The organism is Blastococcus deserti, assembly GCF_042682525.1.
Taxonomy (GTDB): Bacteria; Actinomycetota; Actinomycetes; order Mycobacteriales; family Geodermatophilaceae; genus Blastococcus_B; species Blastococcus_B deserti.
This window is the reverse complement of the sequence record NZ_JBHUHP010000023.1, coordinates 54,491-79,909: the sequence shown is the minus strand read 5'-3', so window position 1 is coordinate 79,909 and position 25,419 is coordinate 54,491. Positions and strand designations below refer to the sequence as shown.

General features: G+C 73.2%; 27 protein-coding genes. 8 read left to right on the top strand and 19 right to left on the bottom strand.

What is annotated here, in order from left to right; all coding sequences use genetic code 11:
* Positions 1-86: 86 nt before the first annotated feature.
* Positions 87-1,007 carry a DUF6910 family protein gene (locus ACFSHS_RS18870; protein ID WP_376879441.1) on the bottom strand — a complete coding sequence of 307 codons (921 nt, stop codon included), beginning with the start codon at positions 1,005-1,007 and terminating at the stop codon, positions 87-89.
* A 211-nt stretch (positions 1,008-1,218) separates the two neighbouring features.
* On the opposite strand from ACFSHS_RS18870, the gene ACFSHS_RS18865 reads away from it, so the two are divergent.
* Complete coding sequence (locus ACFSHS_RS18865) at positions 1,219-1,479, top strand: hypothetical protein (RefSeq protein WP_376879439.1); 261 nt, start codon at positions 1,219-1,221, stop codon at positions 1,477-1,479.
* 21 nt (positions 1,480-1,500) lie between these two features.
* Here ACFSHS_RS18865 and rdgB read toward each other — a convergent pair whose 3' ends face one another.
* Both rdgB and rph read right to left on the bottom strand, forming a co-directional pair.
* Positions 1,501-2,112, bottom strand: a complete 612-nt coding sequence (rdgB, locus tag ACFSHS_RS18860) for an RdgB/HAM1 family non-canonical purine NTP pyrophosphatase (RefSeq protein ID WP_376879436.1) — start codon at positions 2,110-2,112, stop codon at positions 1,501-1,503.
* Positions 2,109-2,831, bottom strand: a complete 723-nt coding sequence (rph, locus tag ACFSHS_RS18855; RefSeq protein WP_376879433.1) for a ribonuclease PH — start codon at positions 2,829-2,831, stop codon at positions 2,109-2,111. Before rph ends, rdgB begins: the two co-directional genes overlap by 4 nt.
* Positions 2,832-2,958: 127 nt before the next feature.
* Here rph and ACFSHS_RS18850 point away from each other — a divergent pair, with 127 nt between their 5' ends.
* The 3 genes from ACFSHS_RS18850 to ACFSHS_RS18840 all read left to right on the top strand — a co-directional run bounded on the left by ACFSHS_RS18850 (position 2,959) and on the right by ACFSHS_RS18840 (position 8,738).
* On the top strand, positions 2,959-3,363 hold the full coding sequence (locus ACFSHS_RS18850; RefSeq protein WP_376879430.1) for a YjbQ family protein: 405 nt from the start codon (positions 2,959-2,961) through the stop codon (positions 3,361-3,363).
* 55 nt (positions 3,364-3,418) lie between these two features.
* The gene (locus tag ACFSHS_RS18845; RefSeq protein ID WP_376879428.1) at positions 3,419-6,616 is read left to right on the top strand and encodes an ATP-binding protein; all 3,198 of its coding nucleotides are present in this window, start codon (positions 3,419-3,421) and stop codon (positions 6,614-6,616) included.
* 193 nt (positions 6,617-6,809) lie between these two features.
* Complete coding sequence (locus tag ACFSHS_RS18840) at positions 6,810-8,738, top strand: AarF/UbiB family protein (RefSeq protein ID WP_376879426.1); 1,929 nt, start codon at positions 6,810-6,812, stop codon at positions 8,736-8,738.
* Between the two features lie 423 nt (positions 8,739-9,161).
* Here the strand turns inward: ACFSHS_RS18840 and ACFSHS_RS18835 are convergent, their stop codons facing one another.
* The 5 genes from ACFSHS_RS18835 to ACFSHS_RS18815 all read right to left on the bottom strand — a co-directional run bounded on the left by ACFSHS_RS18835 (position 9,162) and on the right by ACFSHS_RS18815 (position 13,277).
* Entirely contained in the window at positions 9,162-10,838 is a 1,677-nt protein-coding gene (locus ACFSHS_RS18835) for an MFS transporter (protein WP_376879423.1), read from the bottom strand.
* Positions 10,839-10,850: 12 nt separating this feature from the next.
* Complete coding sequence (locus ACFSHS_RS18830; protein WP_376879420.1) at positions 10,851-11,525, bottom strand: Crp/Fnr family transcriptional regulator; 675 nt, start codon at positions 11,523-11,525, stop codon at positions 10,851-10,853.
* A gap of 299 nt (positions 11,526-11,824) precedes the next feature.
* The gene (locus ACFSHS_RS18825) at positions 11,825-11,962 is read right to left on the bottom strand and encodes a hypothetical protein (RefSeq protein ID WP_376879418.1); all 138 of its coding nucleotides are present in this window, start codon (positions 11,960-11,962) and stop codon (positions 11,825-11,827) included.
* A gap of 209 nt (positions 11,963-12,171) precedes the next feature.
* Positions 12,172-12,819 carry a hypothetical protein gene (locus ACFSHS_RS18820; RefSeq protein ID WP_376879416.1) on the bottom strand — a complete coding sequence of 216 codons (648 nt, stop codon included), beginning with the start codon at positions 12,817-12,819 and terminating at the stop codon, positions 12,172-12,174.
* Positions 12,816-13,277 carry a MarR family winged helix-turn-helix transcriptional regulator gene (locus tag ACFSHS_RS18815; RefSeq protein ID WP_376879413.1) on the bottom strand — a complete coding sequence of 154 codons (462 nt, stop codon included), beginning with the start codon at positions 13,275-13,277 and terminating at the stop codon, positions 12,816-12,818. The genes ACFSHS_RS18820 and ACFSHS_RS18815 overlap by 4 nt, the downstream gene beginning before the upstream one ends.
* Before the next feature lie 92 nt (positions 13,278-13,369).
* Here ACFSHS_RS18815 and bcp point away from each other — a divergent pair, with 92 nt between their 5' ends.
* Entirely contained in the window at positions 13,370-13,870 is a 501-nt protein-coding gene (bcp, locus tag ACFSHS_RS18810) for a thioredoxin-dependent thiol peroxidase (RefSeq protein WP_376879410.1), read from the top strand.
* A 93-nt stretch (positions 13,871-13,963) separates the two neighbouring features.
* Here the strand turns inward: bcp and ACFSHS_RS18805 are convergent, their stop codons facing one another.
* The 7 genes from ACFSHS_RS18805 to ACFSHS_RS18775 all read right to left on the bottom strand — a co-directional run bounded on the left by ACFSHS_RS18805 (position 13,964) and on the right by ACFSHS_RS18775 (position 18,810).
* The gene (locus ACFSHS_RS18805) at positions 13,964-14,449 is read right to left on the bottom strand and encodes a DUF4262 domain-containing protein (protein WP_376879407.1); all 486 of its coding nucleotides are present in this window, start codon (positions 14,447-14,449) and stop codon (positions 13,964-13,966) included.
* Between the two features lie 82 nt (positions 14,450-14,531).
* Positions 14,532-15,485 (bottom strand): DNA polymerase domain-containing protein, encoded by a 954-nt coding sequence (locus ACFSHS_RS18800; protein ID WP_376879405.1) that lies wholly within the window; start codon positions 15,483-15,485, stop codon positions 14,532-14,534.
* 9 nt (positions 15,486-15,494) lie between these two features.
* Entirely contained in the window at positions 15,495-16,235 is a 741-nt protein-coding gene (locus ACFSHS_RS18795) for an MBL fold metallo-hydrolase (RefSeq protein ID WP_376879403.1), read from the bottom strand.
* A 194-nt stretch (positions 16,236-16,429) separates the two neighbouring features.
* Positions 16,430-16,660, bottom strand: a complete 231-nt coding sequence (locus tag ACFSHS_RS18790) for a hypothetical protein (protein WP_376879401.1) — start codon at positions 16,658-16,660, stop codon at positions 16,430-16,432.
* 237 nt (positions 16,661-16,897) lie between these two features.
* Positions 16,898-17,848: a PLP-dependent cysteine synthase family protein gene (locus ACFSHS_RS18785; RefSeq protein ID WP_376879398.1), complete on the bottom strand. Its 951-nt coding sequence runs from the start codon at positions 17,846-17,848 to the stop codon at positions 16,898-16,900.
* A 43-nt stretch (positions 17,849-17,891) separates the two neighbouring features.
* Positions 17,892-18,170 (bottom strand): ubiquitin-like small modifier protein 1, encoded by a 279-nt coding sequence (locus ACFSHS_RS18780; RefSeq protein WP_376879395.1) that lies wholly within the window; start codon positions 18,168-18,170, stop codon positions 17,892-17,894.
* Positions 18,171-18,336: 166 nt separating this feature from the next.
* Complete coding sequence (locus ACFSHS_RS18775) at positions 18,337-18,810, bottom strand: M67 family metallopeptidase (protein WP_376879393.1); 474 nt, start codon at positions 18,808-18,810, stop codon at positions 18,337-18,339.
* A 99-nt stretch (positions 18,811-18,909) separates the two neighbouring features.
* Here ACFSHS_RS18775 and ACFSHS_RS18770 point away from each other — a divergent pair, with 99 nt between their 5' ends.
* Complete coding sequence (locus tag ACFSHS_RS18770) at positions 18,910-19,263, top strand: hypothetical protein (protein ID WP_376879391.1); 354 nt, start codon at positions 18,910-18,912, stop codon at positions 19,261-19,263.
* Here the strand turns inward: ACFSHS_RS18770 and ACFSHS_RS18765 are convergent.
* A complete protein-coding gene (locus tag ACFSHS_RS18765; RefSeq protein WP_376879388.1) occupies positions 19,202-19,702 on the bottom strand; it encodes a DUF2017 family protein in 501 nt (166 codons plus the stop codon). The genes ACFSHS_RS18770 and ACFSHS_RS18765 overlap by 62 nt on opposite strands.
* 61 nt (positions 19,703-19,763) lie before the next feature.
* Positions 19,764-20,060, bottom strand: a complete 297-nt coding sequence (gene clpS, locus ACFSHS_RS18760) for an ATP-dependent Clp protease adapter ClpS (protein ID WP_376879385.1) — start codon at positions 20,058-20,060, stop codon at positions 19,764-19,766.
* A 57-nt stretch (positions 20,061-20,117) separates the two neighbouring features.
* Between clpS and ACFSHS_RS18755 the strand changes: the two genes are divergently transcribed.
* Complete coding sequence (locus tag ACFSHS_RS18755; protein WP_376879383.1) at positions 20,118-21,419, top strand: nicotinate phosphoribosyltransferase; 1,302 nt, start codon at positions 20,118-20,120, stop codon at positions 21,417-21,419.
* Positions 21,416-22,006 (top strand): isochorismatase family protein, encoded by a 591-nt coding sequence (locus tag ACFSHS_RS18750; protein ID WP_376879381.1) that lies wholly within the window; start codon positions 21,416-21,418, stop codon positions 22,004-22,006. Before ACFSHS_RS18755 ends, ACFSHS_RS18750 begins: the two co-directional genes overlap by 4 nt.
* A gap of 85 nt (positions 22,007-22,091) precedes the next feature.
* Here the strand turns inward: ACFSHS_RS18750 and serB are convergent, their stop codons facing one another.
* Together serB and ctaD are read right to left on the bottom strand one after the other, a co-directional pair.
* The gene (gene serB / locus ACFSHS_RS18745; protein WP_376879379.1) at positions 22,092-23,360 is read right to left on the bottom strand and encodes a phosphoserine phosphatase SerB; all 1,269 of its coding nucleotides are present in this window, start codon (positions 23,358-23,360) and stop codon (positions 22,092-22,094) included.
* A 169-nt stretch (positions 23,361-23,529) separates the two neighbouring features.
* A complete protein-coding gene (gene ctaD, locus ACFSHS_RS18740) occupies positions 23,530-25,287 on the bottom strand; it encodes an aa3-type cytochrome oxidase subunit I (protein ID WP_376879376.1) in 1,758 nt (585 codons plus the stop codon).
* Between the last annotated feature and the right edge of the window lie 132 nt (positions 25,288-25,419).

The window sequence follows — 25,419 nt, the reverse complement described above, 5'->3', positions numbered from 1 at the left end:
GGGACGAGGCGGTACGTGCTGTCGTCCCGGCGACAGCCCGGCTGTCGGCTACCGGCGTCCGGCACGCGGATCCGGGCGGGAGGGCTTCACGTCAGGACGGCGCGCAGTTCCAGCTCGGCCGACGGCGTGCCGGGGTCGTCGTCGTCGACCACGGCCAGCAGCGAGACGGTGTCGCCGCGGACCCCGCGCAGCGCCAGGCCCTCGACCTTGTGCACGTGCCCGTCCACCTCGGGGATCGGCGCGAGGTCCACGACGGTCCCCCCGTCCAGGAGCGCCAGTGCCGTGGCCACCACGGGACCGTCGTCGACGGCGTTGGGCGCGTCCTCCGCGGCGGCGCTGAGGAGGAGGCGCCCGTCGGGCAGCGCGACCGCGTCGGTGACCGCCAGCCCGACACCCTCGACCGCGCCGAGCTCGTAGACCCGCGGAACGTCGACCGGCACCGATCCCGGCTCGGCCCGGCCCAGGACCGCGGCGACCAGCGCGTGCAGCGGCACGTCGACGCTCGCGGAGTGCACGCCGGCCCGGAGGTTGCCGCGGTTGAACCAGCGCACCGTGTCGCCGTGCCGGCTCGCGCCCTCCAGGTTGAGCTGCTCCATCGGCAGCTCCAGCCGCTGGGCCACCCGCCCGTAGAGCGCCCCGAGGTCCCCGGCCTGCGCCACCGGCCGGCCCTCCTCCAGGCGCACGAGGACCCCCCGCATGCGCCGGGGCGTGGAGCCGGAACCGAGGAGCAGGACGGCCGGCTCGCCGTCCACCTCGGCCGGGCAGGCGACCTCCAGGTCCGGCTTGAGGTGCTTGGTCCCCGCCCTCTCGCTGAACACGTCCAGCCCCTTCACCGGCGGGAGCACCCGCACCGGCGTGATCCGGCCGTCGCGCAGCCAGGCGGCGGACGTCGCGTCGTCCTGCGCCACCAGCCAGCCCTCGCCCAGCGGCGCGACACCGGAGGCCGCGGTCACCGGCGTCCCGTCGTCGAAGCGCAGCGACCGGACCTCGTCCACGTGAACTCGCACCGGCTCCCTGTGCCCGCGCGGGGGCCGGGTCACGCCCGGCCGATCGGACCGGGTCGTGGCCGACGACCTCGGTACCGTGCTCCGCGGCGAGCGGCACGAGCCGTCCGGGATCGGCCCGCAGGTCCTCCTCCCGTGCCGCCCCTCCCCCGTCCGGGTGGGGAGCGCACGGCCGGTCCTCGGGACGGGCGGCGGCCGATCCGAACTACCAGGTATGACGAGCTCCGCCTCCTCGGCCACCTGGCTGCCCACGGCGATCGTCCGCGCAGCGGTCGTCACGCCGCCGCCGGCCCGGTGGGTGCCCACCGGCCGGCACAGGGCACCGGACTCCGTCTCGGTCATGGACGCCGTGGCCACCGATCTCGATCTCGGCCGCCGGGGCCGGCACGCCGAGCCGGAGTGGGGCCGGGAGATGTTCGACGCGCTGCGCGACGAGGACCCGTTGGACTGGCTGGGCTTCGCGGATCCCGACTGAGGTCCGCACCGCCGACCGACGTCAGCGGCCGCGGAGGACCTCGGCGAGCACGGGGACCAGGGCGGCGAACGCCTGACCCCGGTGGCTGCGCGCGTCCTTCTCCTCCGGGGCCAGCTCGGCGGAGGTGACGTCGAGCCCCTCGGGCACGAAGACCGGGTCGTAGCCGAAGCCGTTGCTGCCGCGCTTCTCCCGGATCAGCCGCCCCCGCCACTGCGCCTCGAGCACCCGCTCCGTGCCGTCGGGGGTGACGAGGGCCGCCGCGCACACGAACGCCGCGCCGCGCCGCTCGTCGGGCACGTCGGCGATCTGCCCGAGCAGCAGGGCGGTGTTCGCGTCGTCGTCCCCGTGCCGGCCGGACCAGCGGGCGGACAGCACGCCGGGCATGCCGTTGAGCGCGTCGACCGTCAGTCCCGAGTCGTCGGCCACCGCCGGCAGGTCGGTGTACCGCACCGCCTCGCGGGCCTTCAGCAGCGCGTTCTCGGCGAAGGTCGCGCCGGTCTCCGGCGCCTCCGGGTAGGCGGGCACGTCGCGGAGGCCGACCACCTCGACCCCGGGGACGGCGCTCTCCAGCAGGCGCCGCAGCTCGGCGAGCTTGCCCGGGTTCCGGGTCGCCAGCAGCAGCCGCGTGCTCATCGGGCCAGCGCGTCGGCCTGCAGCCGGGACAGCTCCCCGCACCCGGCCACGGCGAGGTCGAGCAGCGCATCGAGGGTCTTCCGGTCGAAGACGGCGCCCTCGGCCGTGCCCTGGACTTCCACGAAGTTGCCGTTCCCGGTGCAGACGACGTTCATGTCGGTGCCCGCGCGCACGTCCTCCTCGTAGGCGAGGTCGAGGCGGGGCTCCCCGTCGATGACGCCCACGCTGACGGCCGCGACCGACTGCACGATCGCCGTGACGCGGGCCAGCTTCTTCCGCTCGCCGAGCCATGACACGGCGTCGGCCAGGGCGACGTAGGCGCCGGTGATCGCGGCGGTCCGGGTGCCGCCGTCGGCCTGCAGGACGTCGCAGTCGATGGCGATGCTGTTCTCGCCCAGCGCCGCGAGGTCGATCGAGGCGCGCAGGGACCGGCCGACGAGCCGGCTGATCTCGTGCGTGCGCCCACCGATGCGGCCCTTGACCGACTCGCGGTCGCTGCGGGTGTGGGTGGCGCGCGGCAGCATCGCGTACTCGGCGGTCACCCAGCCCAGTCCTGAACCCTTGCGCCACCGGGGCACGCCCTCGGTGACGCTGGCCGCGCAGAGCACCCGGGTGCGGCCGAACTCGACCAGCACGGAGCCCTCCGCGTGGTCGAGCCAGTTGCGCGTGATGGTCACCGGACGGAGCTGGTCGGCCGCACGGCCGTCGGGGCGATGCACATGGCGACCCTACGGGCCGCGCCGCGGCCGACGGCCGTGCCCCCGCTGCGTGGAGCTCCCCCGCGTCCCGCTCGGGAGGCCTGCGGCCGCCCGCTCGAGGCACGCCCCGGGCGGCTTAGATCTCCTCATGCGATCGGAGCTACGTGCCGTCCGTACCGGCGGCGTCCCCGTGGTCGTGGACCTCACCGACGAGTGCGCCGACTTCGTCAGGCAGGAGACCGACGGCCTGCTGCAGGTCTTCGTGCCGCACGCGACCGCCGGGATCGCCATCCTGGAGACCGGCTCGGGCAGCGACGACGACCTGCTGACCCAGCTCGACCAGCTCCTGCCCCGCGACGACCGCTGGCGGCACCGGCACGGCAGCCCGGGGCACGGCCGCGACCACGTGCTCCCCGCGTTCGTCCCGCCGCACGCCACGGTGCCCGTGCTCGAGGGCCTGATGCAGCTGGGCACGTGGCAGCGCATCTGCCTGGTCGACACGAACGTCGACAACCACACCCGGCACGTCCGGTTCTCGTTCGTGGCCGGCTGAGGCCGGGCCGGGGAGAAATCCCCGGTCCGGCGTCCGCTGGCCTATCGTTCGCGGCATGCCGACCTGCGGCGCGTGTGGCGAGGACATCCCCGCACGCTTCCGCTTCTGCGGCGTCTGCGGTGCCCCCGTGGCCGAGCAGGCTCGGGCTCAGCGCGAGATCCGCAAGACCGTGACCGTCCTCTTCTGCGACGTGGTCGACTCGACCCGTCTCGGCGCGCGGCTGGACCCCGAGTCCCTGCGTCAGGTGATGGGCCGCTACTTCGAGGTGGCCCGGGAGGCACTGCAGCGGCACGGCGGCATCGTCGAGAAGTTCATCGGGGACGCCGTCATGGCCGTGTTCGGCGTGCCGACCCTCCACGAGGACGACGCGCTGCGGGCCGTGCGCGCCGCCGCCGACCTGCGGCAGGCGGTGCGCGAGGAGCTGAACGGCGAGCTCGAGCGGAACTGGGGGGTCCAGCTCGCCGTCCGCATCGGCGTCAACACCGGACCCGTCATCTCCGGTGATCCCGCCAGCGGTCAGACGCTGGTCACGGGGGACGCGGTCAACGTGGCCGCCCGGCTGGAGCAGGTGGCCGGCAGCGGGGACATCCTCATCGGGTCCGTCACCTGGTCGCTGGTCCGCGATGCGGTGGTGGCCGAGCCGGCGACCGGTCTCACGCTGAAGGGGAAGGACGAGCCGGTCCAGGCCTATCGCGTCGCCTCGGTGACGCCGAACATGATGGGCCGAGCTCGCCGGACCGACACACCGATGGTCGGGCGCGAACGGGAGAGGCGGCTGCTCGACCAGGCCTTCGAGCGGTCGATGGCAGAGGCTGGCTGCCACCTGTTCACGGTCCTCGGTCCGGCCGGCGTCGGGAAGTCACGCCTGGTCCACGAGTTCCTGACCGAGGCCCGGCGGCAGGCGACCGTGGTCCGGGGGCGCTGCCTCGACTACGGGGACGGCATCACGTTCTGGCCGCTCGTCCAGATCGTCCGTGAGGTCGCGGGCGTCGACCAGTCCGAGTCCCCCGAGCGACTCCGCGTCCGGCTCGCCGAGCTGCTCGGGCACGACGAGCACGGCGAGCTGGTGGCCGACCGGGTGGCCGCTCTCACCGGCGGCGTGGAGGTCGCCAGCCGCGCGGAGGAGGTCCCGTGGGCGGTCCGCAAGCTCTTCGAGTCGCTGGCCCGTCGCCGTCCGCTCGTGGTCGTGATCGACGATCTGCACTGGGCGGAACCGACCCTCCTCGACCTGGTGGAGCACGTGGCCGACTGGAGCCGGGAGGCTCCCATCCTGCTGCTGTGCCTGGCCCGGCCGGAGTTGCTGGACGTCCGTCCGGGCTGGGGCGGCGGCAAGCTGAATGCGACCTCCATCCTCCTCGAACCGCTCACCCCCGTGGAGTCGGCCACGCTGGTGGGCAACCTCCTCGGGCCGGTGGCCGACGGGGAGACGGTCCGGGCGCGGATCGCCGCCGCCGCGGAGGGCAACCCGCTCTTCGTCGAGGAACTCGTCGGGATGCTCGTCGACGAGGGCCTCCTGGTCCGCCGCGAGGACCGATGGGTGGCCACGACCGACCTGGCGACGACCCCCATCCCGCCCAACATCTCGGCGCTGCTCGCCGCCCGGCTGGATCGGCTGGCCCAGCAGGAACGCTGCGTCATCGAACGCGCGAGTGTCGTCGGGAAGACGTTCTACCGGGCCGCGGTGGCCGAGCTCTCCCCCTCGGAACTGCGCTCCGACGTCGCCGGCAGCCTGATGGCGCTGGTCCGCAAGGAGCTCATCCGCCCCGACCGCTCGGCCCTCCTCGGGGACGACGCCTTCCGGTTCCGGCACCTCCTGATCCGTGACGCCGCCTACGACTCCATGCCGCGGCGGGAGCGCGCCGAACTGCACGAGCGGTTGGCCGACTGGCTCGAGCACGCGGCGGTCGGGAGGGTCGCGCAGTTCGAGGAGATCCTCGGTCACCACCTCGAGCAGGCCTGCCGTCAGCGCCGGGAGCTCGGGATGACCGACGAGCACCAGCTCCGGCTGGCCACCCGCGCGGCCCGGCATCTCGCCGCCGCGGGCCGCCGGGCGTTCGGGCTCTCCGACGTACCGGCCGCGCTCGCCCTCCTGGAGCGGGCGGCCGAGGTGGCGCCGGGAGGAGACCGACCCCGCATCGCGGCCGACCTCGCGGAGGTGCTGCTCCACGCCGGCCGGCTGCACGACGCACGGTCCCTGCTGGACCGCGTGTCGGCCGAGATCGACGGTCCCCCGCCGCCTGCCCTCGTCCTGGCCCGGACGGAGCTGAGCGTGACCACCGATCCGTCCGGCCTGGCCGGTTACACCGTCGAGATCGAGCAGCTCCTCCCGGTGCTCGAGGCTGCGGGGAACGACCAGGACCTGGCGCGCGGCCTGCACCTGCTCGCCCGGATGCACTGGGTGCAGGGTCAGGTCCTGATCGCCGAGGCGTACACCCGCCGGGCCGTGGAGCTGGCTCGCCGGGCCGGTCAGACGCGGCAGCTCAACTACGCCCTCACCCAGCTGGCCTTCTACACGCTCATCGGACCCACACCGGTCGACGAGGGCATCGACCGCTGCCAGGAGCTGCTCGCCGCGGCCGGCGACGACCGGCGCATGCGGGCCTCGGTCCTCAAGACCCTGGCCGGTCTGCACGCCATGCGCGGCGAGTTCGCGCACGCACGCGAACTCGGCGGGGAAAGCCTCGCGATCCTGGAGGACCTCGGTCTGCGACTGGCTGCCGCTCAGGCATCGGTCGAGTTCGCCATCCGCGAGCTCGTGGCCGGCGACGTGCTCGCCGCCGAGGCCGAGGCGAGGAAGGGGTTCGACGTCCTCGACACCATGGGCGAGTCGTCGTACCTCAGCTCCTGCGCCGCCCTGCTCGCCCACGCGTTGAGCCTGCAGGGGCTGCACCACGAGGCCGGCAGGTACGCGGGGATCAGCGAACGGACGGCCGATCCCGGGGATGTCATCAGCCAGTTCCAGTGGCGGGTGGCGCGTGCTCGCGTGCTCGCCGGTACCGGGCGTACGGCCGACGCCGTGCGCTTGGCGCAGGAGGCCACCGAGCAGGTCGCCGGAACCGATCTGCTGTCCTTCCGGGGAGACGCGCACTTCGAGCTGGCGCTGCTCCTGCGGGAGGACGGACGTCCTGCCGACGCGCTCCGTGCCGCGCACACCGCCCTGGCGCTGCACGAGCGCAAGGGCAACACGGCGACTCGCGACCACGTCCGGGTGCTCGTCGAGGAGCTGTCCGACGAGCAGCTGGCCACGGCCTGACGTGGATGCCGGCCGGGTCCCCGCGCGCGAGCGGCGCTCGGCGCCGGATTCCCGTGGCAGGCATGCGCGGATACGGCTGACCGCCCACCTGCCCGGTCTCCTCCGCAGCGCCGCGTCGGCTCGGGAGCAACTGCCGGCGCGGGTACGCGCGCTGCTCATCGACCTCGGACCGGCCTGGACCAAGGTCGGTCAGGTGCTGAGCACGCGCACGGACGTCCTCCCGCCGCACTGGGCGCGTGAGCTGGCCGCTCTGCGCGACCGGCTTCCCGCCGAGCCCCCCGGCACCGTGGAGGCGGTTCTCGCGCGGGCCTATCCCGGGGGTTTCGAGGCGAGGTTCGCGGAGCTGACCCGGCGTCCCATCGCCGCCGGGACCGTGGCCCAGGTGCATCGCGGCCGGCTGGCGAGCGGTGAGGAGGTGGCGGTCAAGATCCTGCGCCCCGGCGTGGAGCGTGAGCTGCGGGCCAACTTCGCCGTCCTGCTGGCGGCCGCCCGGACCGCTGAGCGGGTGAGTCGACCGGCACGGGTGCTCAACCTGCAGGGCCTCGTGACCGAGCTGCGGGATCTGCTGCTGTCCCAGACCGACCTCAGGCACGAGGCACGCAACTACCGGCGCTTCGCCCGGCAGTTCGCCGCGGACGAGACGGTGCGGATACCCCGCGTGCACAGCGACCTGTGCACCGCCGAGGTGCTCGTCACCGAGTTCGTCGACGAGATCGGGCCCTACGACATCGACAAGGTCCGTCTCGCTCCCGCCGACCTCGCCCGTCGGCTCGACGACCTCGTGGACCGCATGGTCTTCGTCTCGGGCCTGTGCCACGCCGACCTGCACCCCGGCAACTTCTTCTGGACGGCGGACGGTCGCATCGTGCTTGTCGACCTGGGCCTGGTGCACCAGCTGTCCACCGAGGAGCGCCAGCACCTGCTCACCTTCTACTCCGCCGTCATGGACGGGTTCGACGAGTTCGCGGCGACCTACGTCCTCCGGCACCTCACCGGCGCCACCGGGGGCGCCGGAACTGGCGACGACCCGTCCCCCGCGGCGCTCCAGGATCTGGGCGCGGTGGTGCGGACGCACTGGGTGGATTCCGGGGGCCGGCCCTCCTTCTCCCGCATGTTCGTCGACCTGCTGCACGTGCTGGGCGCGCACGGCCTCCAGCTGCGGCATCGCTACAGCCGGCTGTTCCTCACCCTCGCCACCGTCGAGGGCTACGAGTACTCCCTCGACCCCGGCTTCGACATGCTGGAGAACGCCCGACGCAAGCGGGTGGAGGAAGCCGAGTACGTAGGCATTCCGCCGGCCGCCGACGCCCTGGTCTTCCAGGGGTTCGCCACCTACTCGACGGCCAGGTTCGGGAACGGCGCGGACCCTCGCCAGGCGTGGGCCGAGCGGGACCGTCTCGTCCTCGACGCACTCCGCGTGGGCTCCGGGACGACGTTCGTCGACGTCGGCTGCGGCCGGGGCCAGCTGCTGGCGGCCGCGCAGGAGCGGGGCGCCAAGGCCCTGGGCATCACCGTCAGCAAGGCCGAGCACGATGCGTGCGTGGCCCGCGGGCTGGACGTCGTCCTCAGCAGCTGGGAGAACGCCGACCGGCACCTCGGCCAGGACGGTTCCGTTTTCGACGCGATGGCCGCCGTGGAGATGGACGTGCACCTGGGCACGCTGCACGAGAGCCGGGCGGGGCTTCTCGACCTCCGGCTACGGCGCTTCTTCCGCTGGGCCGCCGACCATCTGCGGGCCGATGGCCGCTTCTTCGTCCAGACGCTCAGCGTGCCCGAGGAGCTGCTGCACGATCCGGCACGGGCCGGCGAGTACGAACGGCTGACCGACGCACTTCCGTGGATCGGCTTCAGCACCCTTCCGCAGATGATCCGCTGCTCCGATGCGGATTTCGCGGTGGAGCAGGTGCTCGACCACTCCGAGGACCTGGCTCCGACCTACGAGTTCTGGCGGGACAACGTGAACCAGCAGCTCCCGGCCCTCCGGAAGCTGGCCCGCGACGAGACCATCGTGCTCATCCGCCGGCAGCTGGACACCCTGATGGGGATGGCCGATCGGGGCACCCTGTCGCTCTACCGCATGGTGCTCCGCGCCCGCCGGGAGGCCGGCCACGCGGACGCGTGATCCGCTGGTCAGCGGACCACCGTGACGATCCCGAGGGCCGTCCCCTCGGAGGGGACCGCACCTGGTGCGACGACCGTGGTCGCAGGGTCCGCCGATCCCGTCCCGCCTAGGACCCCGCCGGTCAGCAGCGTCGCCGTCAGCAGGACGAGGGCGGCCGGCCGCGGGCCCTGGATCCTGCTCCGGACGGCGCCGCCCGACCCGCCCCGCCGCCGAGCCGTTCTCCCATGGCGGTACGCCTCCTTCGTGCCCGCTCCGCCGCGGGCCCCGGTCCGAGGTTCGCGCGAGGGTCGACGAGGCACTGTCAGGGAGGCGACAGAGGGGCCGACACGTGGCCGACCGGCGGCACACGGGCCCGGGCATCGGTGGGCGCGCCGGGGGCAGCACTCGCCTCGGTGTCCGGTCCGCAGCCGGCCGCGAGGCAGGTCAGGCTCGCACGGCGGGGGTGCGGGCCAGCCGGGAGCTGATGCCGGCGGTGAGCACCGGCGAGAACGCCGGCGCCGCGGTGACCGTCCCGAGGAAGAGCTGTCCGGGCAGCCGCCAGAGCACCGCCTCCGACGCCGTCGTCACCGTCGCGGTCCGTGGCACCCGTTCCACCAGCCCGATCTCGCCGAGGTAGTCGGGCGCGGTCATCTCGTTGATCCGCCGCGGGCCGGTGCCGTCGTCGTGGTCGACCACTAGGCTGCCCTCCACCAGGACGAACAGGTCGTCGGCCGGATCGCCCTGCCGCAGCACGACGGCGCCGGTCGGCAACCGCTGCTCCTCGGCGGCTCGGGCCAGCCGCTCCAGCGCCGCCCGGCCCGCCCCCGAGAAGATCCGCAGCCGCTCGAGCACCGCCACGCGGGGGGCGAGGGCGTGCCGCCCCCGCTCCACCGCCGCGTCCAGCTGGGGAATGAGGAGCAGCGCGACGGCCGCGAGCGCGACCGGGACGACACCTGCCACGACCAGCGCCCACTCCAGGCCGAGGCCGTCGGCCAGCAGCGGCGCCCCGAGCGTGCCGACGGCGGTGCCCACGGCGGTCAGGGAGAGAACCAGTCCCGAGACCCGGCCGAGGACGTCGCCGGGCACGCCGCGCTGCATCGTCGTCTCGACCAGGATGTCGAGCGAGACGATCGCGATGCCCTCGAGCACCAGGACGGCGTAGGCCACCGCGGGCATGCGGATGACCGCCAGCGAAGCCAGCGGCAGACCGGTCATGAGCACCAGCAGCGTGATCGTCGCGCGCGGTCGCGACACACGGGCGAGGCGAGGACTGACGACGGCGCCCAGCACGCCTCCTGCGCCCGATGCGGCGAGCAGCCAGCCCAGCCCTCCGGACGCGGTGCCCAGGAGCTCACTGCTCACCACCACCAGCAGGACGAGCTCGACGCCGTAGACGACGGCGCCGGCCACCAGGCACCCGACGAGCACCAGGACCGTGCGGTTGCGGACCAGCGTGCGGACGCCTTCGCGCAGTGCCCCGACCGGGCTGACGTCCCTGCCTGCCGCGGGCCGGGAGGTCCGCCGGATGGCGAGCAGGAACGCCGCCGACACCGCGAACGTGGCGGCGTTGATGCCGAACGCCCACGCCGGCTCCCCCAGGACCAGGAGCGCACCCCCCACTGCGGGCCCGGCGACGAACGCGACCTCGTCCACCGTGCTGACCAGTGAGTTCGCAGCGACCAGTTCGTCCTCCGGCACGGTGCCGGCGACCATCGCCGAAGCGGAGGCCTGGTAGAGGGTCGCCGCCGACGCGGAGACCGCGGACAGGGAGACGACCAGCAGGGCCGGTCCACCGAGGATGACGGCCACCGTGAGACCAGCCATCACCAGGAGCTGGACGAGGTCGCCCGCGGCCATGACCTTGCGACGCTCGACGCGGTCGGCCACCACACCGGCGATCGGTGAGAGCAACGTGTACGGGACGAAGCGGCTCAGCGCCGCGGCGGACACCCAACCCGCCGACCCCGTGCGGTCGTACAGATAGGCGGAGAGTGCGACGAGGTAGAGGAAGTCACCCAGTCGCGAGGTCGTGAACGACAGCAGCAGCAGGCGGTAGTCGCGGCGGGCGAGGACCGAGCGCCTCGTCGGGGATCTCGTGCCCGGCAGCTGCCCGGTCGCCACGTGGACCGACCCTCAACCGACGAATCGGCGCAGTGCCGCCTCGTCACGGAGCCGCAGCTCGTGGGCGTCGACGGATATCCACCCACGACGCTGGAAGCTCTGCAGCGCGGCGTTCAAGCTCTGCCGGGAGGCGCCGACCCGCTCGGCCAGCTCGGTCTGCGTCAGCCGGGTGCGGATGCGGCCGTCCGCGCCTTCCCGGGGAAGTGCCAGCAGCAGCTTCGCGACCCGCCGTGGGACGTCGAGGAACACGAGATCGGCTGCGTCGTCGGTCAGCCGCCGGATCGTTCCGGCGAGCGACACGAGCAGCGCCCGGGTGAGGCGCGGCGAACGCTCCATCGCGCCCAGCACGATCTCGCGCGGGATGCGCAGCACCGTGGCGTCGGTCAGGGCCGCGATCGTGGCCGACCGCGGTCCTCCGTCCGCGACGGTGAGTTCGCCCACCGTCTCACCGCGTTCCAGCACGGCCAGCAGGTGTTCCTCGCCGTGCGGTGACGCGCTCACCGCCTTGAGGCTGCCGTCGACCACCACGAGCAGCGCGTCCGCCGGGTCGCCCTCGTAGAACAGGAGCTGTCCGCGCCGGTAGCGGCGGACGGTGGCCTCGGCCGCCAGCCGGCACAGGTCGGGCTCGGGCACGGCGGCGAAGAGACGGCACGCGGCCAGCGCTCTCACCCGGAGGCTCTCGTCCACAGCTGCTCCTGCCCTCGGGCCGGACGTGGGCCACAGAGTCGTGACCGGCCAGGTCAGCGGCCCGGCGGGGAGCATGACGCGAGGAGCCGGGGCCGCGGAAGGGGGGACGACACGGCGTTCCCCCGCCCGCCGGGGCGGCTGCCCGCAGCTCAGCGGGGGTGCCCGGCGGATTCTCGGCGGTGGGCGGCGCAGGAATCGCCATCTGCTGTCCGCTGCCCCCGACAGGGGGGCGGCACCGAGGTCGTCGGCATCGATGCCGCTCCCGCGCGGCTCCCCGGCGCGGTGCCGCCCTGCCGCGGTCAGGGACGCCGACTGCCGGGAAGGAGCGCCTCCCCTGCCTCGCTCCGCTCCGCGTCGGCGCCGACGGGCCACGACCCGTGCCCCTCGCCGTCGTCGGTTCCGAACAGTCCCGGGCGTGGCCGGTCGGTCTCGGTCATCGGATCCTCCCGTGGTCGGTGAAACTGCGGTGGAACGACTGTCGCGGTGCCACGGGGAGCCGGCTGTCCGCCGTCCGACATCGCGGCTGTCGGCTTCCGGACGTTGCAGGGCGCGACGACGGTGCCGGAGCCGGCGAAGGGGCACCGACCACGGCCTGACCTCGTCCCCGTGGAGGTCGTTCCCGGCGGGCTGGCGACCGGGCTCGCACTCACGCGGGCGGGGGCGTCGCTCCCTGGCTGCGGGGCAGGCATGCGCGAGCGGCAGCCACCAGACCGCGGGGGTCGTCGGCATGCAGCCGGATCGCAGTGATCCGCTCGGAACCCGAGGAGAGCTCGACCTCCAGCGGATGGCGCAGGGTGATGTCGACGTTCGTCTGGCCGCCCGCGACGACGTTCAGCACGACGCCGTCACCGTCCCGGTCCACCTGCACCGCCCGGGACCTCTCCCGCGCGCGCTGGCGCACGGCGACCGCCGTCACCGCCTCCCAGGGAACGGGTACGTCCGTCATCACCCCGTTGCGGATGCGGAGCCCTTCGTCGTCGAGCAGGTGCGGCGTGACGGTCAGGCTCGCCGTGAGACCGAGCATCCAGAGCACGCCCCAGACGCCGAGGACGTCGAGGACCAGGCGCACGGTGGGCCAGGGCACGACGATGTGGACGATCACGACCTCGAGCGCCGAGACCACGATGAAGGCCCAGAGGACCGGAAGGACGATGCCGACGTAGGAAAAGCCGGTCGCCCCCGCCGGGATGTCGGGGCGGCGCAGCAGCCAACGCCGGAGGGCGCCGTACTGGCGGAACTCCGCGACGGCCAGCCGGCGAGCGATCGAACCCGCGCGCGTGCCCGTGCCCGTCATCGACGTTGCTCCGCTGCCTCGGCCAGCGCGGCACGCAGCCGCTCCAGCACGATGTCGAGTCCTTCGAGAAGGTGGGCGAGGACGGGGGCCGGCATACCGCCGAACAGCTGCTCGGCGAGAGCGGCGCGCCCCGTCACGAAACCCTCCGCGGTGCGGGCACCGCGGTCGGTCAGGGTGACCAGCGTGGCCCGGCGGTCCGTGGGATGGGCCTGCCGGGTGACGAAACCGGTCGCCACCAGGCCGTCGACCAGTCCGGTGATGTTTCGCGGCGTGACGCCCAGCGCGTCGGCGAGCGTCTTCTGGGTGCTGGGGCCGCGCTGCCCGAGTTCCCACAGGAGATGGGCCCGCGGCCCGGTCAGGCCCTCGCGCGCGAGGGCCTGCGCCATGTCGTCTCCCAGCAGCACCGTCAGTTCGAGGACCCGCCCCAGTGCCGCACCAGGGTCCGGACCCTCCGCCACGCTGCACAGCCTACACGGTGAATGGACTGCACGAATTTCCGGGACTGTGACCCGGTGCAACGTCGCACCGCGCACACGGCAGGATGCGGTTCATGAGCGACACCGACACCGCGCCCGAGGCCGCTCCGGTCCGCCTGTCTCCTGGCGACCCGGCGCCGGACTTCACGCTGCCCGACGCCGACGGCAACCTGGTGACCCTCGCCGACCACCGCGGCCGCCGCGTGATCGTCTACTGCTACCCGGCGGCTCTCACCCCGGGGTGCACCACCCAGGCCGTCGACTTCACCGCCGCCGCCGGCGACCTCGCCGAGGCGGGCCTGGACATCATCGGCATCTCCCCCGACGAGCCGGCGAAGCTGATGCGGTTCCGCGAGAAGGAGGGCCTGGGCATCACCCTGGTCTCCGACCCGGACAAGACCGTGCTGCGGGCCTACGGCGCCTACGGCCCCAAGAAGCTCTATGGCAAGGAGGTCGTCGGCGTGATCCGGTCGACCTTCATCGTCGACGCCGAGGGCCGGATCGAGCGTGCCTCCTACAACGTCAAGGCCACCGGGCACGTGGCCAAGCTGCTGCGCGACCTCGGCGTCGACTGAGCGCACCGGCCGAGGAGCGTCACCGACCGAGGAGACCACCGACCGAGGAGACCACCACCGGGGGACGGCCGCCCGGGCGCCACCGAGCGGCCGTCACGCCCGCCAGGTGCCCGGTCGCGGCTGGCACTCGGGGCCACACGGGTAGTCGGCGTCCCAGGGGAAGGCGCCGCCCCTGTGGTCCCAGGTGAGCTGGTAGGCGGGCACGGAGAACTCCGCCGGCCGCTGGTAGAAGCGGTTGGCGGCGAGAACCACCTCGCCCGGGTTGGGCAGCTCCTCGACGACGAGCCGCTCCGCCCGGTCGGACCAGGTCAGCAGTTCCCCGACGACCAGGTCACGACCATCGACCACCATCCCCGCGACACGGTCGAGCAGGCCGTGCGTGCCTTCCGCGCTCAGCCCGACCACGACCAGCTCGGGGTGGCCCAGCCCGTAGAGGCCGATGGTGTAGCCGAACGAGGGCTCGTCGGGCTCCTCGCCCTCGCCGACGTACTGCGCCGCCCACCGGTGCGCCCGGATGGCCTGCGCCAGGCGGGCGTCCTCCTGGTCCAGCCAGGCGATGGTCTGCGGGTCGCTCGTCATGGGCCACACACTGCGCTGCGGGACCGACAGAACGCCCGCCCAGGGAGCGACTGTGGACGGGCCCCGGACCTGGGGACGGCGGTCAGTCCTCGCCGCGCTCCCGCCTCGCGCGGGCGCGCCGCCGCCCCTCGTGCATGGCCTGCACCCGGGCGACGGGGATGGTGTGGCCCTCGGCAACCAGGTCCGGGGGCAGTTCCTGCGGCGCGGGAAGGACGGCGGCCCAGGCGTCCACGTCACCCAGCACCTCCCGCGCCGTCGTCACGGTGACGTCTCCGGGCCGTACGGCGTCCACGGCAGCCCACGCCACCGGTGCCGACACCGGGAGCCCGGGACGGATGCGCGGGCTGTAGGCCGCCACGATCGTCGCCTGGCCCGACCGGGTGGAGTCCACGAACACCTTCCCGCCGCGGTCCTCCTTGATGTAGGCCGTGGTCGCGAGGTCGGGGTCGAGGCGCTCGGCCCGCGCCGCGAGGGCACGGGTGGCCGCGGCGGCGTCCTCCGGGGTCGCCCCACGGATCGGTACGAGGACGTGCAGCCCCTTCGCCCCGCTGGTCTTCACCGCACCGGCCAGCCCGGCATCGTCCAGGGCCTGCCGCACGAGGTGCGCCGTCCGGGCCACCACGGGAAAGGCGGCGCCCTCGGGCGGGTCCAGGTCCAGCACCAGGCCGGTGGGTCGCGGGTCGCCGACCCGGAAGAACGGCACGTGGAACTCGACCGCGCGCTGGTTGGCCAGCCACAGCAGGGTGCGGCGGTCCTCGCACAGCACCTGGTGTACCTCCCGGTGCGCGGCCTCGGACCACACGGTCACGGTGCGCACCCAGTCGGGGGCGCCCTTGGAGACGTTCTTCTGCATGAACGGCGGGGAGCCGGGCCGCACCCGCTTGATCGTCAGCGGCCGGCCGGCCAGCAGCGGCACCAGCCGGTCGGCGAATGCGTCCAGATGGTCGACGAGGTCGCCCTTGGTCACCCCGAGGCCGTCGCCCAGCGGCTGGTCCAGGCTGGTCAGGCGGACGCCGTCGCGCTCGTCGTCGGCCATGACCGCCACTCAGATCTCGTAGGTGGCACCGCTGCGGACGAGCTCCGTCTCGGAGAAGACGGCGCTGGCCGCGAACAGCTGCCCGATCTCGTCCACCCAGGCCGGCACGTGGGTGAGCAGCAGCCGGCCCACCCCCGCGGCCGCCGCGTGCTCGCCGGCCTCGCGACCGGTCAGGTGCAGCCCCGCGGGCAGCCCCGGTCCGGGCGGGTGGGCGGCCTCGGCGAGGAGCACGTCGGCACCGCGGGCGAGCTCCACGACCCGCTCGCTCGGACCGGTGTCGCCGGTGTACACCAGCGACCGCCCGTCGACGGCGAGCCGGATGGCGTAGCACTCGATCGGGTGCGCGGTGCGCGCCAGCGACACCTCGAACGGGCCCAGCGCGAACGACCCGGGCCCGACCGGCACGAAGTCGAAGACGTCGGTGATCCCGTCGCCGTCGGCGTCGTAGGCCAGCGCGAGCCGCCGTTCGGCGGCGACCGGTGCGTACAGCGGCACCCGCTCCTTGGACGCCCGCCCGGAGTAGCGGTGCCAGACGACGAACGGGGCCACGTCGAGGCAGTGGTCGGCGTGCAGGTGGCTGAGGAAGATCGCGTCGATCGCGTCGGGATCAGCCAGCGCCTGCAGCGCGCCGAAGGCGCCGTTGCCGAGGTCGAGGAGCAGCCGGAAGCCGTCGTGCTCGACCAGGTAGCTCGAGGCGGCCGACCTCGGCCCCGGGGCACTGCCGGAGCACCCCACCACGGTCAGCTTCACGCGGCGACCCGCGAGCGGCCGACGGTGCCCGGCCTCCGAGCGCCCACCTGCTTGATCTTCATCGCGGGCCAGGCTAACGGTCGGTGCCGACACCGCGCAGAGCGCGTGCCGACGACCGGCTCACCGCGGCGGCCACCACGTGGCGAGGGCCCTCCCCCGATCGGGAGAGGGCCCTCGCGGGTCGTACCGCTGGGTCAGCCACCGATGCGACGGCTCAGCATCTGCTTGCCCTGCTCGGCACCCTTGCGGCTCTCGGCCTGCGCGCGGCGGAACAGATCCGCCAGTTCGGCGTCCCCGTCGCGCTCGGCGTCCTGGATGTAGGTCTCCAGGCGCAGCGCGTTGCTGAGGCAGGTCTCGGTGAACCAGAGGAGGTTGTAGTCCTTGTCCCTGGTACCGGTGACGCTGCCCGTTTCGGTGGTGGTCATTCCGCTGCTCCTCGACGACGACGGAACCTGCGCGTCGATGCTGCGGCGACCGGGCACCGCCCGCCGCAGGCACCGACGCCGACCAGTGCAACGCATCGGAGGACACCGCACCAGACCGTTGCGCACGGCACGGGGGATGGGGACGCGACCCCGGCCGCCGGACACCGCGGGACGCGCACCGGGCCCCCTCCCGTCGTGGGAGAGGGCCCGGTACGGGTGTCGATCAGGGTTGCGCGCTCAGGCCCAGAGTTGACCCTCCAGCGAGGACGTGGCCTCCTCCAGCGTGCCCGCGTAGGCACCGGTGGACAGGTACTTCCAGCCGCCGTCGCAGACGATGAACACGATGTCGGCGTGGCGGCCGGCGGCGACCTCCTTGTCGGCGATGCCCAGGGCCGCGTGCAGGATCGCCCCCGTCGAGATGCCGGCGAAGATGCCCTCCCGCTCCACCAGCTGGCGGGTGCGGTGGATGGCGTCCTCGGGCCCGACGGAGAACCGCGAGTCCAGCAGCGAGGGGTCGTAGAGCTCGGGGATGAATCCCTCGTCGATGTTGCGCAGCCCGTAGACGAGCTCGCCGTAGCGCGGCTCGGCGGCGATCACCTGGACGCCGGGCTTGTGCTCGCGCAGATAGCGGGAGACGCCCATCAGCGTGCCCGTCGTCCCGAGCCCGGCGACGAAGTGGGTGATCGAGGGCAGGTCGGCGAGGATCTCCGGCCCGGTGCCCTCGTAGTGAGCCTGGGCGTTGGCCGGGTTGCCGTACTGGTAGAGCATCACCCAGTCGTCGTGCTCGGCCGCCAGGCCCTTGGCCACCGCCACCGCCTGGTTCGATCCACCGGCGGCCGGCGAGAAGATGATCTGCGCGCCGTACATCTCCAGCAGCTGGCGCCGTTCCACCGAGGTGTTCTCCGGCATGACGCAGACCAGCTTGTAGCCGCGCTGCCGGGCCACCATGGCCAGCGAGATGCCGGTGTTGCCGCTGGTCGGCTCGAGGATCGTGGCGCCCGGCTGGAGCGACCCGTCCTTCTCGGCCGCCTCGATCATCGCGATCGCGGCGCGGTCCTTGATCGACCCGGTCGGGTTGTGGTCCTCGAGCTTGGCCCACAGCCGGACATCAGGAGTCGGCGACAGGTTCGGCAACCCCACCAGGGGGGTGCCGCCCAAGGAGTCGACGAGGGAGGCGAAGCGGGCCATCAGAGCTCTTCCGGGACGGGGACGGGAGGCGGGGGCGACTGCGTCAGCAGCCGCCGGCGACCGCCGGGAGGATCGTCACCGAGTCGCCGTCCTTGACCTCGGTGTCGAGCGCACCGGTGAAGCGGACGTCCTCGTCGTTGACGTAGACGTTGACGAAGCGGTGCAGCTTGCCCTCCTCGGTGACGAGGCGGTTCTTCAGACCCGGGTGCTTGGCGTCGAGGTCGTCGACGAGCGCGCCGAGCGTGGCGCCGCTGCCCTCCACCGTCTTGTTGCCGCCGGTGTGGGTGCGCAGGATGGTCGGGATCCGGACCTCGATGGCCATGGTGTGCGGTTCTCCTCAGTACGGGTTCAGGAAATGGATCGGCGCGGCGTGCGCGGTACTTGAGCACAGCAACGCCCGGTCGCCGCGCCCGATTCCGGGCGGTCGGCCCGGCCCCGTCCAGGGTCCCGCGCCGAGCGTGCCAGGCGTGGGGGGACGGGGTGATTCTTCAGTCGTAGACGACGGTGGTCGGCGAGTGGCCGAAGAGGTAGGACTCGACGACCTCGACCTCCTCCTCGCGCACCTCCCCGTCGACGATGCGGAAGCTGCGGAACTCGACCTCGTCGTCGGCCAGGCCGGTCCGCTCGCCGTGGTGCCGGGTGGAGACCAGCACGTAGTGGGCCTCAGGCTCGGACGCGTAGCTGATGTCGGTGCGGGACGGATAGGCCTCGGTGGCCGTGTGCGAGTGGTAGATGACAACCGGCACCTCGCCGCGGTCGTCCATGTCCCGGTAGAGCCGCAGCAGGTCCCCGGAGTCGAACTCGTAGAAGGTGGGGGACCGCGCCGCGTTCAGCATCGGGATGAACCGCTCGGGCCGGTCGCTGCCCTCGGGACCCGCGACCACGCCACAGGCCTCGTCCGGATGGTCCTTCCGGGCGTGGGCCACGATGGCGTCGTAGGTCGCGCGGTCGATGCGCAGCACAGGGGGAGTCTATGCGGCGCGGTCCGGCGTCCCGGCCCGCGGTCCCCGCACGCACGGGCGACGACGGCACGAAGGCGCGCAACCGATACGGTCCGAGGCGTGCTCGGCAAGCTTCTCGTCGCCGCCGGGGTCCTGGTCTTCCCCGTGCCGGCCCTGGTGCTCGGGGCACGCGGTCTGCTGGAGCGCCCCGGCTACGACCCCGACGAGCCCGCCGACCGGGCCTCCTACGTCCTGGTGGTGGCGCTGCGCGGGCTGGTCCTGCTGCTCGTGGCCGCGCTCTCGGTGGTCGTCCTGGTGTCGACCATCGGCGCCGCGGTCGTCGGCGTCGTCCTGCACGGCATGGTGTACGTCTTCTTCGCCCTCGACGTGCTGCTGTCGCTGCTGATCGTGGTCAGCTTCGGCCGGCGCGCCCGGCGACCAGTGCGTCGACGAGCGAGCCCTGCAGCGCGGTGAGCCAGTAGTAGACCGCCAGCTGCTGCTCCTCCTCGCCGGCGAGGTCCTCCGGCGGCTCGCTGTCCTCGGTGATGTCGAGCCGGGTGCCCAGTGCCAGCCGCAGGTCGTTGGTGCTGCGCAGCCAGGCCGCGGCCTGCTCGGCGTCGAGCCGGACCTCTCCCCCGCCGTCGGGCAGGGTCGCCCGCACCGTCGCGAGGTCGTCGGCCTTGCCGCTGCGCAGCGAGGCCTCGGTGAGCTCCCGGTAGTCGGCGGCCAGCTCCGGATCGCCGCGGTGGCCCTCGGGGAGCAGCCGGGCCAGCACCGGGTCCCCGCCCACGTCGTCGGCGGCGGCCTCCAGCAGCTGCTCCAGCTGGTCCAGGAGGAGCGCGAGGACGCCCGCCTCCGCGCGGTCCAGGCGCGCCACGACCGCGCCTCCGCGGGCGGGGCGGAACGGCCTCATGCGCTCTCCTCGCCGGCGGCGGTCGGCGCGCTCCCCCGCCACCCGCCGCCCGGGTGGCGGGTCATGAGTCCCGCTGGAAGCTGGCCCACAGGCCGTAGGCGTGCAGCCGGCTGGTGTCGTGCTCCATCCGTTCCCGGGGACCGGAGCTCACGATCGCCTTGCCCTCGTGGTGCACCTGCAGCATCAGCGTCGTGGCCGTGGGCTCGTCGTAGCCGAACAGCTCCTGCAGCACGAAGGTGACGTAGGTCATGAGGTTGACCGGGTCGTTCCACACGATCGTGACCCACGGGCGATCGAGGTCCCCGTCTTCCTCTTCCGTGGTCTCGGGGGTCCGAGTCGGCGCGAGCGGTCCGGCCACGGCTCCACCTTAGGACGCTCCTGCCGCGCCGCACGCGAACGCCTACGCTCCCGTGCCATGCCGACTCCCGGACCGACTCCGCCGGCTCCCGCGCTGCTCACCGACCGGTACGAGCTGACGATGGTGGCCGCCGCCCTGGCCGACGGCACCGCCCGGCGCGACTGCGTCTTCGAGGTGTTCGCCCGCCGGCTCCCCCACGGCCGCCGGTACGGCGTCGTCGCCGGGACCGGGCGGCTGCTGGAGGCCCTCCCGCACTTCCGCTTCGGGGACGACGAACTGGCCACCCTGCGCGAGCAGGGTCTGACCGACCGGCGACTGCTGGACTGGCTGGCCGACTTCCGGTTCTCCGGCGACATCGAGGGCTACGCCGAGGGGGACCTGTACTTCCCCGGCTCGCCGGTCCTGACCGTGCGCGCCCCCTTCGCCGAGGGCGTGCTGCTGGAGACCCTGGCGCTGTCGGTGCTCAACCACGACAGCGCCATCGCCTCGGCCGCGGCCCGCATGGTGGCCGCGGCCTGCGAGCGCCCCTGCATCGAGATGGGCTCGCGGCGCACCCACGAGGAGGCCGCAGTCGCCGCGGCCCGCGCCGCTCACCTGGTCGGGTTCGCCTCCACCTCGAACCTGGAGGCCGGCCGCCGCTACGGCGTCCCGACCACCGGCACCGCCGCGCACGCGTTCACGCTGCTGCACGACGACGAGCGGTCGGCATTCCGGAGTCAGGTGCAGACCCTCGGCACGGGAACGACCCTCCTCGTCGACACCTACGACGTGGACCAGGGGATCCGGACCGCAGTCGAGGTCGCCGGTCCGGAGCTCGGTGCGATCCGCCTGGACTCCGGCGACCTGCCGACGCTGGCCACCCACGCCCGCGAGCTGCTCGACTCCCTGGGGGCCACGGAGACCCGCATCGTCGTCACCAGCGATCTCGACGAGTACGCCATCGCCGGGCTGATGGCCGCCCCCGTGGACGGCTACGGCGTGGGCACCTCGCTCGTGACCGGCTCGGGCGCACCGACGATGGGCATGGTCTACAAGCTCGTCGAGCGTGACGGGATCCCGGTGGCCAAGAAGTCCAAGGACAAGGCCTCGGTCGGGGGTCGCAAGCATGCCCTGCGCCGGCACGACGCCAACGGCATCGCGGTGGCCGAGGTGGTCAGCAGCGAGCCGATCGCCCCCCGGGACGGCGACCGCGATCTCGTCGTGCCGCTGGTGGAGGCGGGCGAGGTCTGCGACGCCGGAAGCCCCGCGGAACTGCTCGCCCGTGCCCGCGCGCACCACGAGCGCGCCCGGGCCGCGCTGCCGCAGGAGGCGTGGGCACTGTCTCGCGGTGACTCCGCGTTGGAGACGGTGAACGCGTGAGCAAGGAGGAGGACATGACCCGCGCACTGGTCGTCGTCGACGTGCAGAACGACTTCTGCGAGGGCGGCAGCCTCGCCGTCGCGGGGGGTGCCGCGGTGGCGGCCGCCATCAGCGAGCACCTGCGGACGTCCGGGAGCGACTACGCCCACGTGGTCGCCACGCGGGACCACCACATCGACCCCGGCCACCACTTCGCCGCGCAGCCGGACTTCCTGGAGACCTGGCCGGCGCACTGCGTCGTCGGGACCGACGGCGTGGAACTGCACCCGGCGCTGGACCGCGACCCCGTGGAGGCGGTCTTCGACAAGGGCGAGTACGCCGCGGCCTACTCCGGCTTCGAGGGCCGGGCCGACGGGGTGCCCCTGGCCGACTGGCTGCGCGGGCGCGGCGTGGACGCCGTCGACGTCGTCGGCATCGCGACCGACCACTGCGTGCGGGCGACCGCCCTGGACGCCGTCGGCAACGGCTTCCGCACCCGGGTCCTGCTGCCGCTCACCGCGGGGGTCGCGGAGGCCTCCACCGAGGCCGCCCTCGACCAGCTGCGCACCGCGGGCGTCGAACTGGAGGGGGCGGTCCACCAGCACTGATCCGCGCCTGTGCGGTGTTGCCCGCGCTGTCGCGCTCCTGCAGCACCGCGACAGAGCGGAGGACACCGCTGGAGGGAGCCGACGCTCACGGAACGGCGTCTAGGACCTCGTCCCTCGTGAACCCCAGGACCTGCAGGACCGCGTCCAGGTACGGCTGGTTGAGCGCCGTGTGCGCCTGCTCGCGGACGAACGGCTTGGCGTTGAAGGCGATGCCCAGCCCCGCGGTGTTGAGCATGTCCAGGTCGTTGGCGCCGTCGCCCACCGCCACGGTCTGCTCCAGCGGGATCCCGTACTGCGCCGCGAACCGGGCCAGCGCGCGGGCCTTGCCCGGGCGGTCGACGATCTCCCCCACCAGCCCGCCGGTGAGCCGGCCGTCGACCACCTCGAGGGTGTTGGCCGCGGCGAAGTCCAAGCCGAGGGTCTCGGCGAGCGGATCGGTGATCTGGGTGAAGCCGCCGCTGACGATGCCGCAGCGGAAGCCGAGGCGTTGCAGCGTCCGGATCAGCGTGCGGGCGCCGGGTGTCAGCTCCAGCGCCTCGCGGACCTCCTCGAGAACCCCGACGGGCAGGCCCGCCAGGACGGCGACCCGCGCCCGCAGCGACTCGGCGAAGTCGAGCTCTCCGTTCATGGCGGCGGCGGTGATCCGGGCGACCTCGGCCTCCCGCCCGGCCCGCGCGGCCAGCTCGTCGATGACCTCTCCCCGGACGAGCGTGGAGTCGACGTCCAGGACGATGAGCCGCTTGCTGCGCCGGGCCAGCCCGGCCTGCTCCACGGCGATGTCGGCGCCGGTGGCGGCCGCGACCGCCGCCAGCCGCGTCCGCAGTGCCGTGGCCTCGGCCCCGGAGACGGTCAGCTCGAAGCTGGTCACCGGGTAGTCCGACAATCGGCGGATCGCGTCGATGTTGCCCCCGATGCCGGCGATCGCCCGCGCCGCACCGGCCACGGCGTCCGGGGGTACGGGGCGGCCGAGGACGATGACGTGGTGCGGCCGGTCGGCGGGCCGGGGCACCGGTCCGGTGCCCGACGCCGACTCGACGGTCACCTCCAGCCCGGTATCGGAGCCCACCTCGGCGGCGAGCTTGCCCAGGTGCGCCAGCAGCGTCGCCTCGTCGGCCGTCGGGACGTCGTCGGTCGCGAGCGCGGCCACGACCACGCCGAGGACCAGGTGCCCGTGGACGACGACCTGCTCGACGTCGAGGACCTCGACCGCGGGCGCCCCCTCCGCGGTATCGGCAAGTGCGGAGAACAGCCGCGCGGTCACCCCCGGGCGGTCGTCGCCGGACACGGTGAGCACGGCCTGCGCCGTCATCGCGGCCGGCAGCGTCGCGGGGCGTGGGGTCGGGTCGAGCGGCACCCCGTCATCGTGCCGCACCGTCGTTCCGCACCCGCCGTGCCCCCGACCGCGTCCCGTGAACGGGAGAGGCCCAGGACCGTGACGGTCCTGGGCCTCTCCCCTTCAACGTTCCGGCCCCTCTGCAGGGCCCCCCGCGAGCCTGCGAGCGGCGGGGCCAGAGGGTGCCTTTTCAGGTGGGGTCGGGGTCGTTCGGTCCCTGCCGGGGTCCGGTGCCCGGGACGAGCTCGCTCACGCCGCCGTAGGGCTTGTGCCGCCGGCCGGCGTGCGCCTCGTCCTGCAGCCGCTGGAGCAGGTGCGGGTAGTGCGCCTCGAAGGCCGGCCGCTCCGACCGGATCTTGGGGATCTCGACGAAGTTGTGCCGCGGCGGCGGCGAGGACGTCGCCCACTCCAGCGAGTTCCCGTGGCCCCACGGGTCGTCGCGGAGTGCCAGCTGCCCGTACTTCCAGGAGTGCACCACGTTGTAGAGGAACGGCAGCGTGGCGGCCCCGAGGACGAAGGACGACACGGTCGAGATCAGGTGGAGCGTGGTGAATTCGTCGGTGGGCAGGTAATCCACGTACCGGCGCGGCATGCCCTCGTTCCCCAGCCAGTGCTGGACGAGGAACGTGCCGTGGAAGCCGATGAAGGTCAGCCAGAAGTGCAGCTTCCCGAGGCGCTCGTCCATCATCCGGCCGCACATCTTCGGGAACCAGAAGTAGATGCCGGCGTAGGCGGCGAACACCACGGTGCCGAAGACCACGTAGTGGAAGTGGGCCACGACGAAGTAGCTGTCGTTGACGTGCCAGTCCAGCGGCGGGCTGGCCAGCAGCACGCCGGTCAGGCCGCCGAGCAGGAAGGTGACCATGAAGCCGATGGACCACAGCATCGGCGTCTCGAAGGTCAGCTGGCCCCGCCACATCGTGCCGATCCAGTTGAAGAACTTGATGCCGGTGGGCACGGCGATCAGGTAGGTCAGGAAGGCGAAGAACGGCAGCAGGACCGCGCCCGTGGCGTACATGTGGTGGGCCCAGACGGCGAGGGAGAGAGCGCCGATGGCGAGCGTCGCGAAGACCATGCCCTTGTAGCCGAACAGCGGCTTGCGGCTGAACACCGGGATGACCTCGGTGATGATGCCGAAGAACGGCAGCGCGATGATGTAGACCTCGGGGTGGCCGAAGAACCAGAACAGGTGCTGCCACAGCATCGGCCCACCGTTCTCGTCGGAGAAGATCAGCGCGCCGAGGTTGCGGTCGGCCAGCATGCCCATGATCGCCGCGGTCAGGATGGGGAACGCCAGCAGGATCAGCACGCTGGTGACGAGCGCGTTCCACGTGAAGATCGGCATCCGGAAGAGCGTCATCCCGGGCGCGCGGAGGCAGACGATCGTGGTGATGAAGTTGACCCCGCCGAGGATGGTGCCGAGGCCGCTGACGGCCAGGCCGGCGAACCACAGGTTCGCGCCCGCCCCGGGCGAGTGCACGGCGTCGGAGAGCGGGGCGTAGGCGTACCAGCCGAAGTCGGCGGCGCCGCCCGGGGTCAGGAAGCCCGACACCGCGATCAGGCTGCCGAAGAGGAACAGCCAGTAGGAGAGGGCGTTCAGCCGGGGGAAGGCGACGTCGGGTGCACCGATCTGCAGCGGCATGATCAGGTTGCCGAAGGCGAAGAACAGCGGCGTCGCGAACATCAGCAGCATGACGGTGCCGTGCATCGTGACGAGCTGGTTGTACTGCTCCGGTGACAGGAACTGCAGCCCCGGCTGCCCGAGCTCGCCGCGCATCAGCAGGGCCATCAGCCCGCCCGCGATGAAGAAGGCGAACGAGGTGGCCAGGTACATCAGGCCGATGGTCTTGTGGTCGGTGGTCCGCAGCAGGTTCGACAGTCGCGAACCCTTCGCGGCCACGTGAGCCGGGCTCGGCCGACTCACGATGGGCGCCGGTGCAATCGTCACGGATCGGAGCTTAGACGGTGCCCTCACGGCACCTCAGCTCGACGAGGGAGGCGCGCCGATGGCGGTGCGCGCATCTGCCGTCGCTCGGGGCCAGCACGGTGGCCGGAAGCGACCGGAGGGCGATCCCCGTGA

What these genes read in the sequence shown, in the direction of transcription:
- rdgB (WP_376879436.1), bottom strand. Translation starts at nt 2,112, where the DNA reads ATGAGCACGCGGCTGCTGCTGGCGACCCGGAACCCGGGCAAGCTCGCC.
- ACFSHS_RS18785 (WP_376879398.1), bottom strand. Translation starts at nt 17,848, where the DNA reads ATGGCCCGCTTCGCCTCCCTCGTCGACTCCTTGGGCGGCACCCCCCTG.
- ACFSHS_RS18790 (WP_376879401.1), bottom strand. Translation starts at nt 16,660, where the DNA reads ATGACCACCACCGAAACGGGCAGCGTCACCGGTACCAGGGACAAGGAC.
- ACFSHS_RS18780 (WP_376879395.1), bottom strand. Translation starts at nt 18,170, where the DNA reads ATGGCCATCGAGGTCCGGATCCCGACCATCCTGCGCACCCACACCGGC.
- ACFSHS_RS18825 (WP_376879418.1), bottom strand. Translation starts at nt 11,962, where the DNA reads ATGACCGAGACCGACCGGCCACGCCCGGGACTGTTCGGAACCGACGAC.
- bcp (WP_376879410.1), top strand. Translation starts at nt 13,370, where the DNA reads ATGAGCGACACCGACACCGCGCCCGAGGCCGCTCCGGTCCGCCTGTCT.
- ACFSHS_RS18755 (WP_376879383.1), top strand. Translation starts at nt 20,118, where the DNA reads ATGCCGACTCCCGGACCGACTCCGCCGGCTCCCGCGCTGCTCACCGAC.
- ACFSHS_RS18800 (WP_376879405.1), bottom strand. Translation starts at nt 15,485, where the DNA reads ATGGCCGACGACGAGCGCGACGGCGTCCGCCTGACCAGCCTGGACCAG.
- ACFSHS_RS18820 (WP_376879416.1), bottom strand. Translation starts at nt 12,819, where the DNA reads ATGACGGGCACGGGCACGCGCGCGGGTTCGATCGCTCGCCGGCTGGCC.
- ACFSHS_RS18805 (WP_376879407.1), bottom strand. Translation starts at nt 14,449, where the DNA reads ATGACGAGCGACCCGCAGACCATCGCCTGGCTGGACCAGGAGGACGCC.
- ACFSHS_RS18850 (WP_376879430.1), top strand. Translation starts at nt 2,959, where the DNA reads ATGCGATCGGAGCTACGTGCCGTCCGTACCGGCGGCGTCCCCGTGGTC.
- ACFSHS_RS18765 (WP_376879388.1), bottom strand. Translation starts at nt 19,702, where the DNA reads ATGAGGCCGTTCCGCCCCGCCCGCGGAGGCGCGGTCGTGGCGCGCCTG.
- ACFSHS_RS18845 (WP_376879428.1), top strand. Translation starts at nt 3,419, where the DNA reads ATGCCGACCTGCGGCGCGTGTGGCGAGGACATCCCCGCACGCTTCCGC.
- ACFSHS_RS18865 (WP_376879439.1), top strand. Translation starts at nt 1,219, where the DNA reads ATGACGAGCTCCGCCTCCTCGGCCACCTGGCTGCCCACGGCGATCGTC.